At 65.9% G+C, this 15804-nt stretch carries 2 protein-coding genes (1 of these 2 running past the window's edge); both read left to right on the top strand.

Features of this window, described 5'->3' with window-relative positions:
• Positions 1–13966, top strand: the 3' portion of a protein-coding gene (locus RBB32_RS03295) for a putative Ig domain-containing protein (RefSeq protein ID WP_306151256.1). Its footprint begins 20069 nt before the window's first position; the window shows 13966 of its 34035 coding nt (coding positions 20070–34035); its start codon lies beyond the left edge, outside the window; it ends in the stop codon at positions 13964–13966.
• Positions 13959–15803, top strand: coding sequence for an HlyD family secretion protein (locus RBB32_RS03300; protein ID WP_306151257.1), 1845 nt, complete (start codon positions 13959–13961; stop codon positions 15801–15803). The genes RBB32_RS03295 and RBB32_RS03300 overlap by 8 nt, the downstream gene beginning before the upstream one ends.
• The last annotated feature ends 1 nt before the right edge of the window (position 15804 follow it).

Below are 15804 nucleotides of genomic sequence, written 5' to 3' on the forward strand. Positions count from 1 at the left end.
CATCTCGGACCCGGATGGCGAGATCCCGGATCTGACACTCTCTGGCCTGCCTGCCGCCGCCACGCTCGACGCGGCGGGGCCGGGCCAGTATGCGCTGAACTGGACACCGGGCGCCGGGGATGCGGGGGATTACGACGTCGAAATTCTGACCCGTGACGGCGATGGCCTTGAGGCGCGTGGCAGTTTCCATCTCAAGGTGCGCGCGGCCAACGACGCGCCAGTGATCGGCCCTATCGGCGACAGGGAGGTCGCGGCAGGAAGCGAGCTGCGCTTTGAAGTTCCGGCACAGGATCTTGACGGCGATATTTTGAATTTCATGGCCTCGAACCTACCGGACGGGGCGCACTTTGACCGGCAGTCCGGGGTGTTCCGCTGGACACCCGACCGGTCGCAATCGGGGCCGCATGGCGTGACGTTTACCGCGTCGGACGGGCTGAAGGCGGCCAGCGAGACCGTGACATTGACTGTTACGGCGCCCAATAGCGCGCCGGTCTTTACGCCGGTGCTGCCACAGGTTGTGCGCGAGGGGAACGAACTGCGCGCACTGGTTTCGGCGGCTGACCCCGAGGGCGATCCGCTACGTCTGGAGATGCTGAACGCGCCAGAGGGGGTAAGCTTTGACCCCGATGCCGGCTTGGTCGAGTGGTTGACGGGTTTCGAGGATGCCGGCAATTATACACTACGCTTCCGCGCCACCGATGCGGCGGGGCTGAGCGCCGATCTGACGCTGCCGCTAACCGTGACGGACGTCAACCGTGCGCCGACGCTGGATGCTCCTGACGGAACATTCGCCGTGGGTGAGGCGCGCGTGCTTAACCTCGAGGCTACTGATCCGGACGGGGATACCCTGAGTTACGAGTTGAGCGACGGGCCCGCGGGGATGACGCTTGACCCCGCGACGGGCGAAATCAGTTGGACACCGGTACCCGGACAGGCGGGTGAGCATCTTGCCGTGTTCACCGTGACCGATGGACAGGCCACCACGCAGGTGGCGGCGGTTTATCGGGTGGCCGCGCTTCCGGTCACGCCGCAAGTTCGGGTCGAGGTGACACCGGGCTTCCCGGCGCAGCCGGGCTTGCCGGTGCTGATCCGGCCGGTGGTCTCGGGGCTGGACCCTGTCGCGCTATCGGAAATCACCGTGGAGGGCGAGACGCTGGAGCGTGATGCGCTGGGCCGGTTCGTCTGGACGCCCGAGACGCCGGGCCGTTTCACCGCGCAGGTGCGCGTTGTGGACGAGGCCGGGCGCGAGACGCGGTTGGAGCATGTCCTCAAGGTGCGTGACCCGGCGGACAAGGCTGCGCCCGAGGTGGCGCTTGACCCGTTGCCGCGCGGTGGCTTGGTGACCGAGGCTTTCGACCTGACGGGCCGCATCGACGATAGCAACCTAGATACCTGGCGGATCGAGTTGATCGACCGGGCCTCCGGCGCGGTACGGCGCCTGGCCGAGGGCACGGGGCCGGCGAATGGCACCTTGGCCCGCATTGACCCGTCCAGCCTGCCCGACGGTTTCCACGCGTTGCGCGTCACGGCAACCGACATGGGCGGGCGCCGCGCGATCCGTGAAGCGGCGCTGGAGGTTCTGGCCCCGGACAAGGCTGCGCGCCCGCAACTTACCGTGCCGCTGGGGCAGGTCGATCTGGATGGCTTCGATTTCGATCTGGTGCAGGCCTACGACGCTTTGGACCTTGGCACGGATCCGGCCAAGGACCGTGTTGCGCAGGGTTGGCGCTTGCGCGGAGTTGACCTGCGGCTGGTCAGTGAGGCACCGACCACCGGGCAGGAAAGCAATGGCCTCTTCGCGCCGCTGCCGCGCGGGACGCGGGTGCAGGTTGATCTACCGGACGGCACGCGGGCCGGGTTTACCTTTGTCCCTAGGGTCGAAACGCTGGCCGGTCAGGACGTATTGCGCCCCGAGTGGCGTCCCGACCCGGCGGCACAGGGCTGGAGCCTCGAGACGGCCGAGGCGCGGCTGATTGAAAAGGGCGGGCGGTTCTATGTGGGCGGCAGCAACGTGCCCTATAACCCCGCCGCCCCCGGCAGCGATGGCGACGATTATCGCCTGACCGGCCCGGATGGCACGCAATGGAGCATCGATTCGTCGCGCGGCGTGACGCGCATTGAGCGACCGGATGGCCAGGTGCTCTATGTGTCCGATGGCGGGCTTTATGGATCTGATGGCAGTTCCGTTCAGTTTACCCGGGATGCCGCCGACCGCATCGAGCGGATCGAGGGGGCAGGCGTGTCACGCGTCCACCGCTTCGGCGCCGGGGGCAGGCTTGACTTGGCCTTCGATCTCGAAACCGGGCAGGCGGCGCGCTATGGCTATGACGCCGAGGGCAGGATGATCCTGAGTGTCGCGGGCGACGGCACCGGCACCCATTGGCTAAACGGTGCTCCCGAGCCGATTCTGACCGATCTGGGCGGGTTGAGCGATCTGGCTCCCCGGAGCCTGACGCTGGATGGCGGTGGCGTGGTGGCGCTGTCGCTCACGCCCGGGGAACTGGAGTCGACCGCCTCGGGTTCTGTTTTCCTGCGGGCTGAACTTGAAGGGCAGGCCACGATGACGCTCAATGGCCGTGTTCCGGTGGCCGAGACCGTCACCGCCTCGGGCCGGACCGTCATGTTCGAGGTAACACGCGCTGGCCTGTCGGCGCTGCGGCTGGACGGAAACGGGGACGTGACCCTGCAACTGGCGCCGGTGGGCGACATCGACGGTGACCGCGATGTTGACGGTGATGACAGTGCCGCCTTCGGTGCGGGCCGGGATGTGAATGGCGACGGCGCGGTCGACCGTGCGGACCGTGCGGCGTTCAACGCGATGTTCGGGCTGGCCGCCAACAGCGCGCCCAGTCTCGACCCGGCGCGCGATGCGCTCAAGACATGGGTGGACCTGCCGGTTGATATCGATCTTTCGGGGCAGATTTCAGACCCTGACGGCGACGCGGTCTATTTCACCGTGCTCGGGGCCGAGGGCGGTGCACTGGAAATGACGGGATCGAACGGGGTGGTTTTCACCCCCGAAACCGGACGGACCCAGACGGCGACGATCCGGCTTGGCGTGACCGACGGCTATGGTCCACTGCGGGAACTGGCCTTGCCGGTGGAGATATCCGATGCGGCGCTATTGTCGCTGGATTTCGAGGATCGCGAGATTGTTTTCGACGCCGAAGGCCAATTTGCCGATATCTCGCTTCTGGCCGATTTCGCCGATGCCGAGGATATACGCGTGTCTGGCGGATGGGCTGGTCTGACGCTGGATGACGGCGATACCGTGACATTGGAAGATGGGCGCCTGACAGCGGTGGCGCCTGGCCATGACGTGCTGCGCGCGCAGCGTGGTGATATCGGCGCGGCCACGGCGGTGGGGCTGCTTGACCCGCAGGACAGCGAGGCGCTTATCACCTTTGTCGGCGGGATTGATGCCTACCCGGACGCGGTGACGCTGCTGCCTTCGGGCGGCACGCGACAGATCGTGACCTCCTTGGGCACACTTGGCCGCCGGTTTGTCGGCGATGCTGCAGAGGGAACCCGCTATCAGGTGGGTGATGCGCGCATTCTGTCGGTTGACGAAGATGGCCTGATGACGGCGCTGGCCCCCGGCGAGACGACCGTGACGGTGATCCATGCCTACGGTGAGGAAACCCTGACGGTGCGTGTCGCCGCCCCGCTGGCCGAGGCCAAGGTGGATGAAGAGGGCGGTATCGTCGAAGCGCCGGGCGGTGTCAGCCTCGGCTTTGCGCCGGGGGCCTTTGCCGAAGAAACCGACGTGACGGTTCAGGCGCTCGATGCCACGGCGACCGCGCCCACCGCGCAAATCCCGGACGTGTTCGAACCCTTCGCCGCCTTCGATTTCGACTATGACGGGAATCTGAACGCCGATCCGGGCGCGCCGGTGCAGATCGCCGTCGAAGCGCCCGGCCTGGAAGAAGGCGACGAGGTCGCCTTCTTCCAGAAGATCGAGTTGCCCACCGGCCCCAACGGTGAGATGGAGGTGCATTGGGGGGTCTTCGACACCGGCCGCGTCGGCGCCGATGGCGTGGCGCGCTCGGCCTCGCCGCCGTTCCCGGGACTCACCGACCGCGGCCAGGTTCTGGCGGCCCGGCAGGGCATGCCGATGAAACCCATTGTCCTGCAGCCGGCGGTTGCCGCCGATGCCATCGGGCTTCTGGCCATGGCCGTGCCCTTTGCCGCGCTGGGCCTGCCCGGGTTGATGGTCGGCCTTGCGGTCGCGGGCACGCTTTCGGCCAGTGCGGTGCTCGTTCCGGCGGCGGCGCAGGCGGCGAATTACGAGATTTATCAGGAATTCGCGAACCGCGAGATCACGTCGGTGCCGCAATACACCGAGCTTGACCCCGGTTTTGGCCCCACCTTCGTGGAATTCGATACGGTCGACGACCCCTTGGAGCCCCGGGTGATAGACGATCAGGTGGCCGCCGGGCCCTTCACCAACGCGCAGCGCCCCGAGATAACCGAGGCCGGGCTGGTGGATTCGACCAACCTGTTCAGTTCCATTCGACTGGAAGGCACGCTGTTCATGGACGACGTCCAACTGGAGGCGCGCGACGGCGAATTCTCGGCCGAGGATATCCGCGATTCGCGTATCCGCCTGCGGTTCCAGGGCGAGGATAGGTTCATTTATGGCGCGGACTTCGTCGATGTGGCCCTCACGGCGGCAAGTAACAGCCAACGTTTCACCAATGTGATCGAGGCCAAGCTGCCCACCGACATCCTGATCGGTCAAACCTCGATCTATGTCGAGCGGCTGGTCAATCCTGGGCGCTACCCGCCGGAAGGGCCATGGCCCGAGGACGCGCAATACGTCAGCTCGCACCCGGTGCGCCTGTCGAGCGCGGGGGGCTTGGCCTTTGTCAGTTCGCGCCCTCGCCCGGGCGAGGCGGCCTCGGCCTATATCGACGTGATCGAGCGTGGCTCGATCACCCAAGGCACGGCGGACCGTGTGGTGAGCCGCGTGCCGTTGCCCGGCAATATCGAGGGCGACCGGATCATTGATATGGTGGCGTCGCAGGGCGACGCGGCGCTTTACGTGCTGACACCTTCGGGGGTGCGGATTTTCGATACCATCGCCATGCGCTTTGTCGATCTGGATGGCAGTGACGGCCCCTTCGATTTCGTCGGTATCCCCGGTGGGCGGGTTGCGGATTTCACCGCGGCGCCGGACGGCTCGGCGCTTTATGCTGCGGCGCGCGACAAGGTGTACCGGATCGAGCTGCGGCGCGGGCAGCCCGATTACCTGCAGGCCAAGGCCATCGGCAGCGTCAACGCGTCTTACAGCGATCTTGATTCCCTGTTCCAAAACGTTGGCTTGCAACCGTTCAACCAGATCCACGAGATCGAGTTGAACGCGGATGGTACGCGCCTTTTCGCCTTGGCGCCGATTTATCCCGAGGGCGCGTCGCCCAACCTCACGGACCGCGAGACCGAAGGCGAAATCTATGTCTTTGACGTCGATCCCGCGAAAATGGGCGAGATGGTCGAAGTTGACGGAGCCCAGTTGCCGGCGTTCGGTCGCCGCTTGCAAATGGAGGCCCTGCCGCCCGACGGGGGTCAGCGGACAGAGGGCGGTTATCTTTCCGAGCGCGGCAACCTCGTGGTGCAATGGAACCCGAAATACCTTGGGCGGACCGGCGAGAACGACGTGATGCTGATGACCGCCTTCGGAAATTCCACCGACGGGCTCAAGCGGCTGCGGATCGTCGAGAACGACCCCGAGAATTTCCAGCTTCGGCTGGAGCGGGTCATGGCCACGATCGAGCCGTATCAGGACCAGGAACTCGAGGAGATGAACCGCGGGCTCGTCCGCAACCAGTTCAACGCATGGGGCTGGAACGCCGAGGGCGTGTTCCGCTTCTTCCCGACAGTCGGTACATCGCGCCAGCCCTTCGACCTCGATATCCAGACGGCGACGGACATGGTGATCCTGCCGGATGCCTCCTATGCTTTCGTGGCCGATGCGGGCACGCGGCCTTGGTATTCGAATGAGCTGCAAATCCAGATCGAGAACCAGACACAGGTCGGTGGCAAGATCGGTATCATTCAGGATCCGCTGGGCTTGAATGCCGGGCCACGGTTCCTTGGTTCGACCACGCCGCTGCCCCGCCAGTGGCTGCGCGAGATCGCCCTGTCAGACGATGGCACACGGCTTTATGTCTCGGTTACCAATGCCGACAACGTGCTGGTCTACGATGTTGCCAACCTGATCCTTGCGGCCAACAATTCCGGCAATGACATCGACCTGCGGCGCTTCCCGGTCGATCATCAGGACAACGCTGGCAATCCCTTGGCAGGGGTGCAGGTCAACCTGCCGGGGATCGACAGCAACAAGCCGGGGCAGATCGCACTGAACAAGCGCGCCACGCTCACGCTTGACGAACCGCCACAGCCGATTGTTGTGCATGGCGACAATTCCGAGGAACTGACGCTGGGGTTTGAATTCAATGCCCGCGACCTGCCACTGGACAAACGTACGGCCCGGCTTTTCCTGAGCCAGTTGACGAATGGTCAGGGGCTTTTTCCAATCGACGCGCCTTCGCTTGTCGACCGCGAGGGGGAATTCGACGAGCAAGTCCCGGATTGGAACCCGGGCCGCATTTTCACCACGCCCGAAGGCGATCCACTGAAAGCCGGATACAGTTACCGGGTGAACCAACTGGGCAAGCTGGTTGAGACCGGGCGTATTGACGACACCCGCGTCGAGGTGACCTTCGACGCACGTTTCAACGAGGTGCTGACCTCGGGGCAGGTGTATTACTGGGGTGTGCAGATCGCCAACTCGACCGAGCGCGCCTCAAGCACCTTCCAGACTGCGGCGCGCCCGGCCGAGGGTACCTATGGGCCAGTCACAGTGCTGAGCCACGGGTTCCAATTCTGGCCCTCGTCGCTCGATACCTTCCTCGACGGCGCGCTGGAACAGCCCGAGGAGATCGAGAACCTTGCCCGGCTTATCGCGCGGTCCTCGGGTGGGGCGACGATCCTTGCCTATGACAAGGCAAGTGGCGATTGGGTGAATCGCGTGACGGGCAAGCGCAACAGCGACGCGCTTGAGCCCGGCAAGCCGGTGATCCTGTTGTCGGACTGGGTCAAGGAGGCCGACATCACCGACGAGGGGTTTGCCGAGGCGGCGGCGGATTCGATCTTTGCATCGCTGATGGCGCTTGATCTGGAAACCAATGGCGAGCTGCTCAAGAGTCCGCTGCACTTCATCGGCCACAACCGTGGCGCGGTCGTCAACAGCGAGATGATCCAGCGGCTGGGCGTGCATCGGCCCGATGTGACCGACATCCACATGACGACGCTCGACCCGTTCGACCAGAAACAGGCGAGCCTGAAGATTCCCTTCAAGGACATTGTCCTGCTTGGCAAGAACATCAATGACGCGATTACCGCCGCCACTGCCGCGGCGACCGCCGTGTCGACTGTCGCGGGCGGCGGCGCGGTCACGGCGGGTGCGGGCCTGACGGCCATCGTCAAGCAGCGCGCCTTGTCCAAAGCCATCGAAAAGGTGATCGATGTCGCCGATACCCTCGGCATCAAGATCAGCACTATCGACTGGGACGATTTCAAGGACCCCGATATCAAGCGCTGGGGCAACGTAGGCTTTGCGGACAACTATTACCAGACGGCCGCCAAGGTGAAGCGTGATACCTCTTTCGATCCCAATGCGGACTTCGATATCGTGGGCACCGGCAGCACGGTCATCAACAATATTCTCGACAAGTTGAAAGTGCCGGGCCCCTTCACCTTTTCGGCCAACGGGCGCGGCACGGGCCAGAACTGGAATTTCGACCTTGACCTGACCAAGGGGGCCACCGGCTTTGACAAGGACGACATCACCCTGCCAGGCGGGATTTCCTTTGGCTTCGGCGGACCCACCGACCGGGTGTTGTCGTGGTACGCGGGCACGATCCACACCGGGATCACCCGCTTTGGCGATAGCGCCATCCCCCGCACCGACAGGTCGATCGGGCAGCGCATCACCTCGATGGGCTATGTCACCGATCAGCGGTTCGATGCCAAGGGCTGGTACGCGGTGCGCCCCGTATCCTTGTCCAACAGCACGGCGCTTTCGGGAATGCGCAACGAAGTGGTGCGCGCAGCCCCCGACAACACCACGGTGCCCGGCGTCATTCAGGAGGGCACCGGGCAAGGCTGGTTCTATTCGGTCTCCGGCGGCGGCGACGTCTGGCGACCCGGTACCCGTTCCGCCGTCCGTGAACCGGTGACCAACGACAATTCCGAGCAAGGCAAGATCGTCGGTGAGCCGGTGCCGGATGTCTTCAACGGCAATTTCGAGCACGGCACCAAGCAGTCGCTCTTCAACCTTTTCCTGTCCAAGATCGACCTGCAAAGCTTCCTCGACGAGCGCGCGGGCGACGACCCCGGCAAACGTGCACAGCTCAAGGCATTGGTCAGCGGGACGGCTAGCGGGTTCGGCCGGTTCCCCTTGTCCTATGAGCTTCCGGGCTGGTCCTTCCATGGCGGCGAAGGCTTTACCATCGGCCTGGGCGAGCTGGAGGATGTGCCCTTCGACCTGTCGGCGGACGTGGCCGGGCTGTTCGTTACCGAAACCTCGGCCGGGGCGGTCTTCGGCCAACTGATGAACAAGGTCGGCGACGTGCTGGCCGACAAACTGTTCGACGCGGCCTTCAAACAAATCCAGACACGTCTTGTCCTGCGCGACTACGACATTCCCAACGATCCCAACTGGGCCAGTTATCAGGCCCTGGTCCAACAGGCCAATGATGAGGGTACGGTGGCCAACAAGCGGGCCAAGGCCTTGGGCGATGCCTACAAACTGGTCGATGGGTTGTTGCAACAACCGGGGCTGAAGGATGCGTTCCTCAAGAACAAGGTCTTCCCGGATTACGTCGACCCGTCCAAGGAGGTCAGCCTCGAGGATTTGGTCAAGATCGGTGAAAATGGCAAGGCCAACCCCTTCGGCGTGGAAGCGGCGCGTGCCTATGTCAAGGAGGCGATCAAGTATTACACCACTGGCAAGGGGTCGATCTTTGGCCAGTCGGACAAGGCGCTCTTGATGGGTGGACAGACGATCCTCAAGACGGCGCTCAAATCGTTTGACGATTTCAACCCCGTGGCGCAGCTATTCGGCAATTTCTTCGACACCGACAAGCTGATTGATGCCGTGGTGGACAAGGTCGCAGAGTTTGACCGGATCGTGCACAACCGCTTCTACGTGCCGCCCTCCGGCGCGAACTACATCAGTTTCGAGACCGTTGCGCCGCTGATCCTGACCGACGCCAAGCTTGAGTATTTCCTGATTGAGCAGGGCACGGACCCCGACAGTGTTGTGGATGGCAACAGCCCCGGGGTGGTGGACCACGATACGGTGACGCTTGATCCCGGTGTCTTCTCCCGTGAGCAGCATATCGTTCAGTTGTCCTCGGCGGTCGATGAAGGCGTCTATACGCTCATGTTCCGGCAAGTCGGCTTCGAGGCGCCCGACGGCTCTGCCTCGGTTCTGCCACCGCAGGATGGCTCGGCGGAATCCGATGCCATCACGCAGTTCGTGCAAAACGCCAGCGATGCCGTCGAGACCGCCGCCGACACGATCAGCCAGATTTTCTTCCTCGACGACATCACGCTTCTGGGGACAGCGGCGGAAGCCGCGCAACAGGCCGCGCGCGCCGGTGCGGGAACCGGTAGGACGGTCACGCAGACCGAGGCGCAGGTCTTGGCCGGCTGGGCCCGCGATCTGTGGGCAGACAGCGGGTTGACCACCGATACCGCGCTTTCGGCGCTAGATGACCTGCGCCTCGTGGTGGCCGATCTGCCGGGTACGCTTCTGGCACAGGTCGAGGGCGAGGTTCTGACAATCGACAGCGATGGCGCGGGGGCGGGCTGGTTCGTCGATCCCACGCCGCAAGCGCACGAGGAGTTCACCAGCGACGCGGATGACTGGCTCATGCGCGGCGAGGCGGGGATGGGCCATGACCTTCTGACCGTTCTGGCGCACGAGATGGGCCATGCCCTTGGCCTGCCCGACATACCTTTGGCAGAGGCGCCTGAGCGGTTGATGTCGGGCGTGATCGAGACAGGCACCCGGCGCCTGCCCTCAGTGGCGGATTTCGCGCAGGGCGTGATGCCTGATCTCACCGCGACCGGATTGCAGGCGGCGCGCGGGGCACCGACCAACATGGATTTTGTAAATGGCGATTTCTCGGTGCCCGCTGGTGTTTCGGCAGGCTGGGACCTGGCCGGTGCTGCGCGCATCGACAACGGCACGGGGGTGGTCGACGAGGGGTCGGGTGGCTTCTCGGGGCTTTCACAGTCGGTCCTGCGTGCCGCCGGGGCAGACAGCATCGCCTTCACGCTTTCGGATATCACGCTGGGCGCGCAGGCGGGCCGGGCGCCCGACGCGCTTGAGGTGATGCTGCGCGACGATACCGCGGCGGCGGTCGTATCGCAGGTGCAGGGCCTGGGCGGAACCGACGCGCTATTGTCGGTCCAGGTCGACGGACGGGTGTTCTTCGGGCCGGGCGTCAGTGTTTCGGGGGTGGCGGCATCGGGCGATATGGCCGATCTGTCCCAACCGCTGGAGGTCACGGTCGACCTTTCCTCGGTGCCGGTGGGCAATGCCCTTCACCTCGGGTTCGACCTCTTGGGTTTCGGCGCGCAGGACAGTTCCTATCGGGTGGACGATGTGCAGGTTGTCTTGCCTGACAACGCTGTGCCGGTGGCCGTGGATGACCGGATCGCGGCGGTCGAGGATACACCGCTCGAATTCGATCCGCGCGTCAACGATACCGATGCCGACGGCGACGCTCTGTCCATTACCGTGACCCGGGCGCCGGGGTCCGGCACCCTGACGCCGCTGGCCGATGGCACGCTGCGCTTTGTCCCCGCGCCCGACTTCTCGGGACAGGTCGATTTCGAATATACCGTGTCGGATGGCACGGATGTTTCGGCCCCGGCGCGGGTCGTGATCGACGTGGCCCCACGCAATGATGCGCCACAGTTGACCGCCGTCGCGGATCAGACCCTCGCCGAAGGCGAAACGCTCAACCTCGGGCTGGCTGCCTCGGATGTGGACGATGCGCCTGCCGATCTACGGTACGGAGTGGTCAGTGGCCCGGCGGGGATGCAGGCCGATGCCGCCACCGGCGCGCTGAGTTGGACCGCGCCCGACGGACCGGCAAGCCATGACGTGACCGTGCGTGTGACCGACGCGGCGGGGGCTTCCTCTGAGCAGAGTTTCCGGGTCAGCGTCACCGACGTGGCGCCCCGGGTGATGCTCACCGGGCCGGCCACGGCCACCGCCGGACAGCCCTACGAGGTGCGCTTCGGCGTCACCGACCCGGGGGCCGACACGATTCAGGATTATCTCATCGACTGGGGGGATGGCAGCGCATTGGAAATGCTGCCGGGTAACGCAAGCCGGGCCAGCCATGTCTATTCCGGCACTTCGGCGCGCAGTATTACCCTCACCGCGGTGAACGAGGATGGACGTTTTGACGCCGCGCCGCTCTTGGTCAGCATGGCTGCCGCGCAACCCGAGTTCCAACAACAACCCGAGGTGCGCCTGCGGGAGGGCGACAGGCTTGCGTTGCGCCTCGCGGCCACCGATCCGGATACGCCGCCAGAGGATTTGCGGTTTGCGCTTGTCGATGGCCCGACGGGGATGCAGGTGGATGCCGCCACCGGCGCGATTGACTGGATGGCCCCGGACGGCCCGGCGCGGCATGACGTAAAAGTCTCGGTGACGGACCCGGACGGCAACCGCGATCTTCTCGATTTTGCTGTCGAGGTTCGCAACGTGGCACCGGATATTGGCGTCACCGGCCCGGATACGGTGCGGCCGGGGGAAACCTACAGCATCGACATCACCCACGCCGACCCCGGTGACGACACACCGCAACAGATCGTCGTGGATTGGGGCGATGGAACACCGCCCGAAACCCTGCCGGGTGACCGGCGCAGCGCACAGCATGTATATACCGCGCCCGGCGCGTTCGAGGTTGGCGTGACCCTGCAAGACGAGGATGGCGTTCATGACGCCGCGCCGCTTGCCGTGCTGGTGCGTCAACCGGCGGCAAACGCACCCCAGATCACCGGCTTCGAATCGGCGCCCGATGCGCTGACCGTGCGGTTCGATCGGGCGATCGACCCGGCGTCGGTGACTGGCCAGAGCGTGATCCTGCGTCAGGGTGGCGCGGTGGTGGATGGCGCGGTTTCCCTCGCGGCGGATGGCCTGTCATTGGAGTTCCGGCCCGATAGCGCGCTGGGCGCCGGGCGGTATGCACTGACACTTTCGGGGGGCGTGGACGGCGCGCAATCCCCGGCGGCACCTGTGATCCTTTCGGATGCGGGCGTGGCACTGGACGGCGATGGCAATGGCGTTGCTGGTGGCGACGCGGTCTTGCCCCTGCGCATCACCGCCGGGATGACCCCGCCACAGGCGCAGCCCGATGCGGTGCGCACCGCGCATGACACGCCGGTCACCCTGTCACCGCTCGACAATGACAGTGACCCGGGCGGTGACGCGCTGAGCATGCGGCTGACCTCGCGGCCCCAGAACGGGACGGTTGCCCAAAATGCGGATGGCACGCTTACATTCACGCCCCGGCAGGGGTTCACGGGCACCGCGCGCTTTACCTACGTGGCCAGCGACGGGGAAGGCGAAAGCGCCCCCGCCGAGATCGCCGTGACGGTTGCGCCACCGGTCGCGCCCCCTGCGCGTGGTGGCGGAGGCGGCGGCGCCCCCGCTGCCCGCGCGCCGCAGGCATCGTTGCCACAGGTCTCGCTGTCGCCACAGGCCAGCCAGCCGCGCGCGCCCACGGGCGGTGCGGTTATCGCTGGCGATCTGGGCCTCAACGCCCTTGGCATCGCGGATATCCCGCCCGACGGCTGTGGCGCGCGCTCGGTCGGGCGTGCCGCGGGCTACGCGGTGTCGCTGCCCGCGCAAACCGACGCCGGCGCGCCGATGACACTTTCGCTTTCACCTGTGCATGGCAGCGCGCCGCGTATCAGCGGCGTGGTGGTCGATTGGGGCGATGGCAGCACCCCGGAAAACTTTGAGCCGGGGGCAAGGTCGGTGGATCATACCTATGACTCGGACGGGATTTACCGCGTCCGCGTGCGGCTGATGACGGATGAGGGCATCATGTCCACCGTGTTGATGGTCGTGGTCGGTCCACGGCCACCTTTGACGGTGGCGGATGTTACGGCACAATCGGACAGCTTCTTGATCCGCTTCTCGCATGATCTCGACCTCATGGCCGCCTTTGCAGAAGACGCTGTCGTGCTTGTCGATCCGCAAGGCGTGCCGGTGCCCGGGAATCTCAAACCAGGCCCGACGCGCGACACGCTGACATTCTTCCCCTCCGATACCGATACGATGCTGCAACCGGGGGCCCGTCTCAGGATCGGGTCATCGGGCGCGGTCGAGGATATACTGGGCTGCCGTCTCGATGGCGATGGCGACGGTCGGCCCGGCGGGACTTTCTCGGTTGAATTGCCGGTGTCGGACACGGCGATGGCGCCCGAGGTTTCGTTGGAAGGCGTCGCAGAGGCCGAGGCGCCAGCGCCGGGAACCTTCCGCTTTGCCGCGCCCGGGGACGGTGTCCTGCGTGTCGAGGCCAGCGGGACGGTGTTGCGCCACGCGCGGGCCGATGGGGCATTGGCCCTCCCGCGCGGGGATGGTGCGATCGAAATGGCGGTCAACGCCGGTGCCGAGGTCGAGGTTGCCGCCACACCGCCAGAGGGGCTGTCGCTTACCCCGGCCACTCTTGGCGTACAGATGCAAGGAATGGACGACGCGCTGCTGACCTTCGCTGCGCTTGCCCCGGCCATGGGCCGGTTCGCGTTGCGCGATGGGCCTGCGCTACGGAGGGCACCGCAGAAAAAGGCGCAGGCTGCCGCCGGTCTGAGCGGTCGGGCGGCCATGCTACGGGTACCCACATCCCGGGGGTCGGCACCACCCGATGTCTGACGGAAATTTTCAGAAGACGACCGAGGCGGCCTTGTCCGACCATGCCGGGCGCGACGGCGCGCGTGGCGCGTTTTACCGCGCGACGGATCAGGCGGCTTTCCTGCGCGGATGGTCGGCCTTCGTGGCCGAGGCCCATCCCGGTCTGCGCCGTCTGGTGGTCATGGCCGAGGATGAAGGCGGCGGTGCGTTTCGTCCGGTCTCGGTCTGGCCCGAGGAAGATGCCGATATTTCGGGGCTGAGCGAGGTGATCATCGCGGCGGCGGATGCCGAAGGCGCGGTAATCGCAGCCAGTGGCGCACCCTGCGTGGCGGTTCCGGTGCATTTCGAAAACGGCCTTGCCGCCATCGTTGCCGGAGAAACCGCCAAGGAGGTCCGCGCGCTTACCCCCGTCCTGGAGATGGCCGCGGGCTGGCTGGCGGCGCGGCTTTGGGAAGGGCGCGCGCGCGATCTTGGCGCGCGGCATGGGCAGGCGGTGGTGGCACTCGATTCGCTGGCCGTGCTGGCCGCCGAGCGACGTGCGCCCGATGCGGCGGCGGCCTTGGTCAACGAGCTCGTCTCGCGTTTTGACCTCACCCGCGCCAGTATCGCCTTCGTGCGTGGGCGTCCGGGCAAAACCGCGCGGCTAAAGCTTGCGGCTGTCTCGCGCGCCGCGTGGTTCCGTCGGCGGGGCAAGTTGGCCCGCAGTTTCGAAAACGCCATGGAGGAGGCCCTGCAACAGTTCGAGTCGGTGGTGCTGCCGCAACCCGATAACCGGCGCACCATGGTCGATGCGGCCCATGGCGACCTGCGTGATGAAACCGGCGCGGCAGGGCTGGCGACGGTCTTGTTGTACGACGGCGATATCCCGGCCGGGGCCATCACCGTCGAGGCCGACGCGCCGTTGAACGATGAAACGCTGACCCGTATCGAAGCGGTGGCCGCACTCGCCGGGCCGGTTCTGGGTCTCAAACGGCGGCAGAATGCCTGGATCGCCGGGCGCGGGGCCGACATGGCCGGGCGGGGCCTGAGGGCGCTTTTCGGGCGGCACCGGCCGTCTTATCGCCTTGCTGCGGTGGTGATTCTGGCTCTGCTCATCGCGCCCTTCGTGATCCATGGACCGCTGCGGGTGACAGCCGACGCCGTTCTCGAAGGCATTGGTCAGCAGGCGGCGACCGCGCCGGTTGCGGGCTTTATCGCCGAGGCCCCGCTACGGGCGGGCGACAAGGTGCAAAAAGGCGATCTGTTGCTGCAGCTTGACGACCGTGACCTGCGGCTCGAGGCGCAACGCTGGCGCAGCGAACTGGCGCAGCTGCGCCAGCAGGAGCGTCAGGCACTGGCCGGGGGCGAACGGGCCGAAAGCACCCTGATCGCCGCGCAGGTCGCCCAGGCCGAAGCGCAACTGGCGCTGGCCGCGGCACAGCTTGAACGCACGCGCATCAACGCGCCGATCTCGGGCGTGATCCTGTCGGGCGATCATGCGGGCCGTATCGGTGCACCGGTCGAGCAGGGCGAACTGATGTACGAGATCGCGCCTGAAGACGCGGTGCGCGCGGCCCTGCGCGTGGACGAACGCGACGTGGCGCTGGTCGAGGCCGGGCAAGAGGGAACGCTGGCGCTTGCGGCGCGCCCCGGGCTTCGCCTGCCGCTCGAGGTTTCGGCGGTGGTGCCCGTCGCCGAGGCGCGGCCTGACGGAACGGGCTTTCGCGCCGAGGCGCGGCTCCAGCCGGGCGAGGCCGAACTTCTGCCCGGAATGGAGGGCGTGGCGCGCGTCACCGTCGGCGAGGCAAGTTATGCCGCGATCCTGACCCGGCGCTTGCGGGACTGGGCGGGCCTGACCATCTGGCGGTGGAGCCCCTGAG

Origin of the sequence: Roseovarius sp. MMSF_3281 (assembly GCF_030733685.1) — a bacterium.
GTDB lineage: Bacteria > Pseudomonadota > Alphaproteobacteria > Rhodobacterales > Rhodobacteraceae > Roseovarius.

Bases quoted from the DNA above. Each gene is read 5' to 3' on its own strand.
- RBB32_RS03300 (WP_306151257.1), top strand. From the start codon at position 13,959: ATGTCTGACGGAAATTTTCAGAAGACGACCGAGGCGGCCTTGTCCGAC.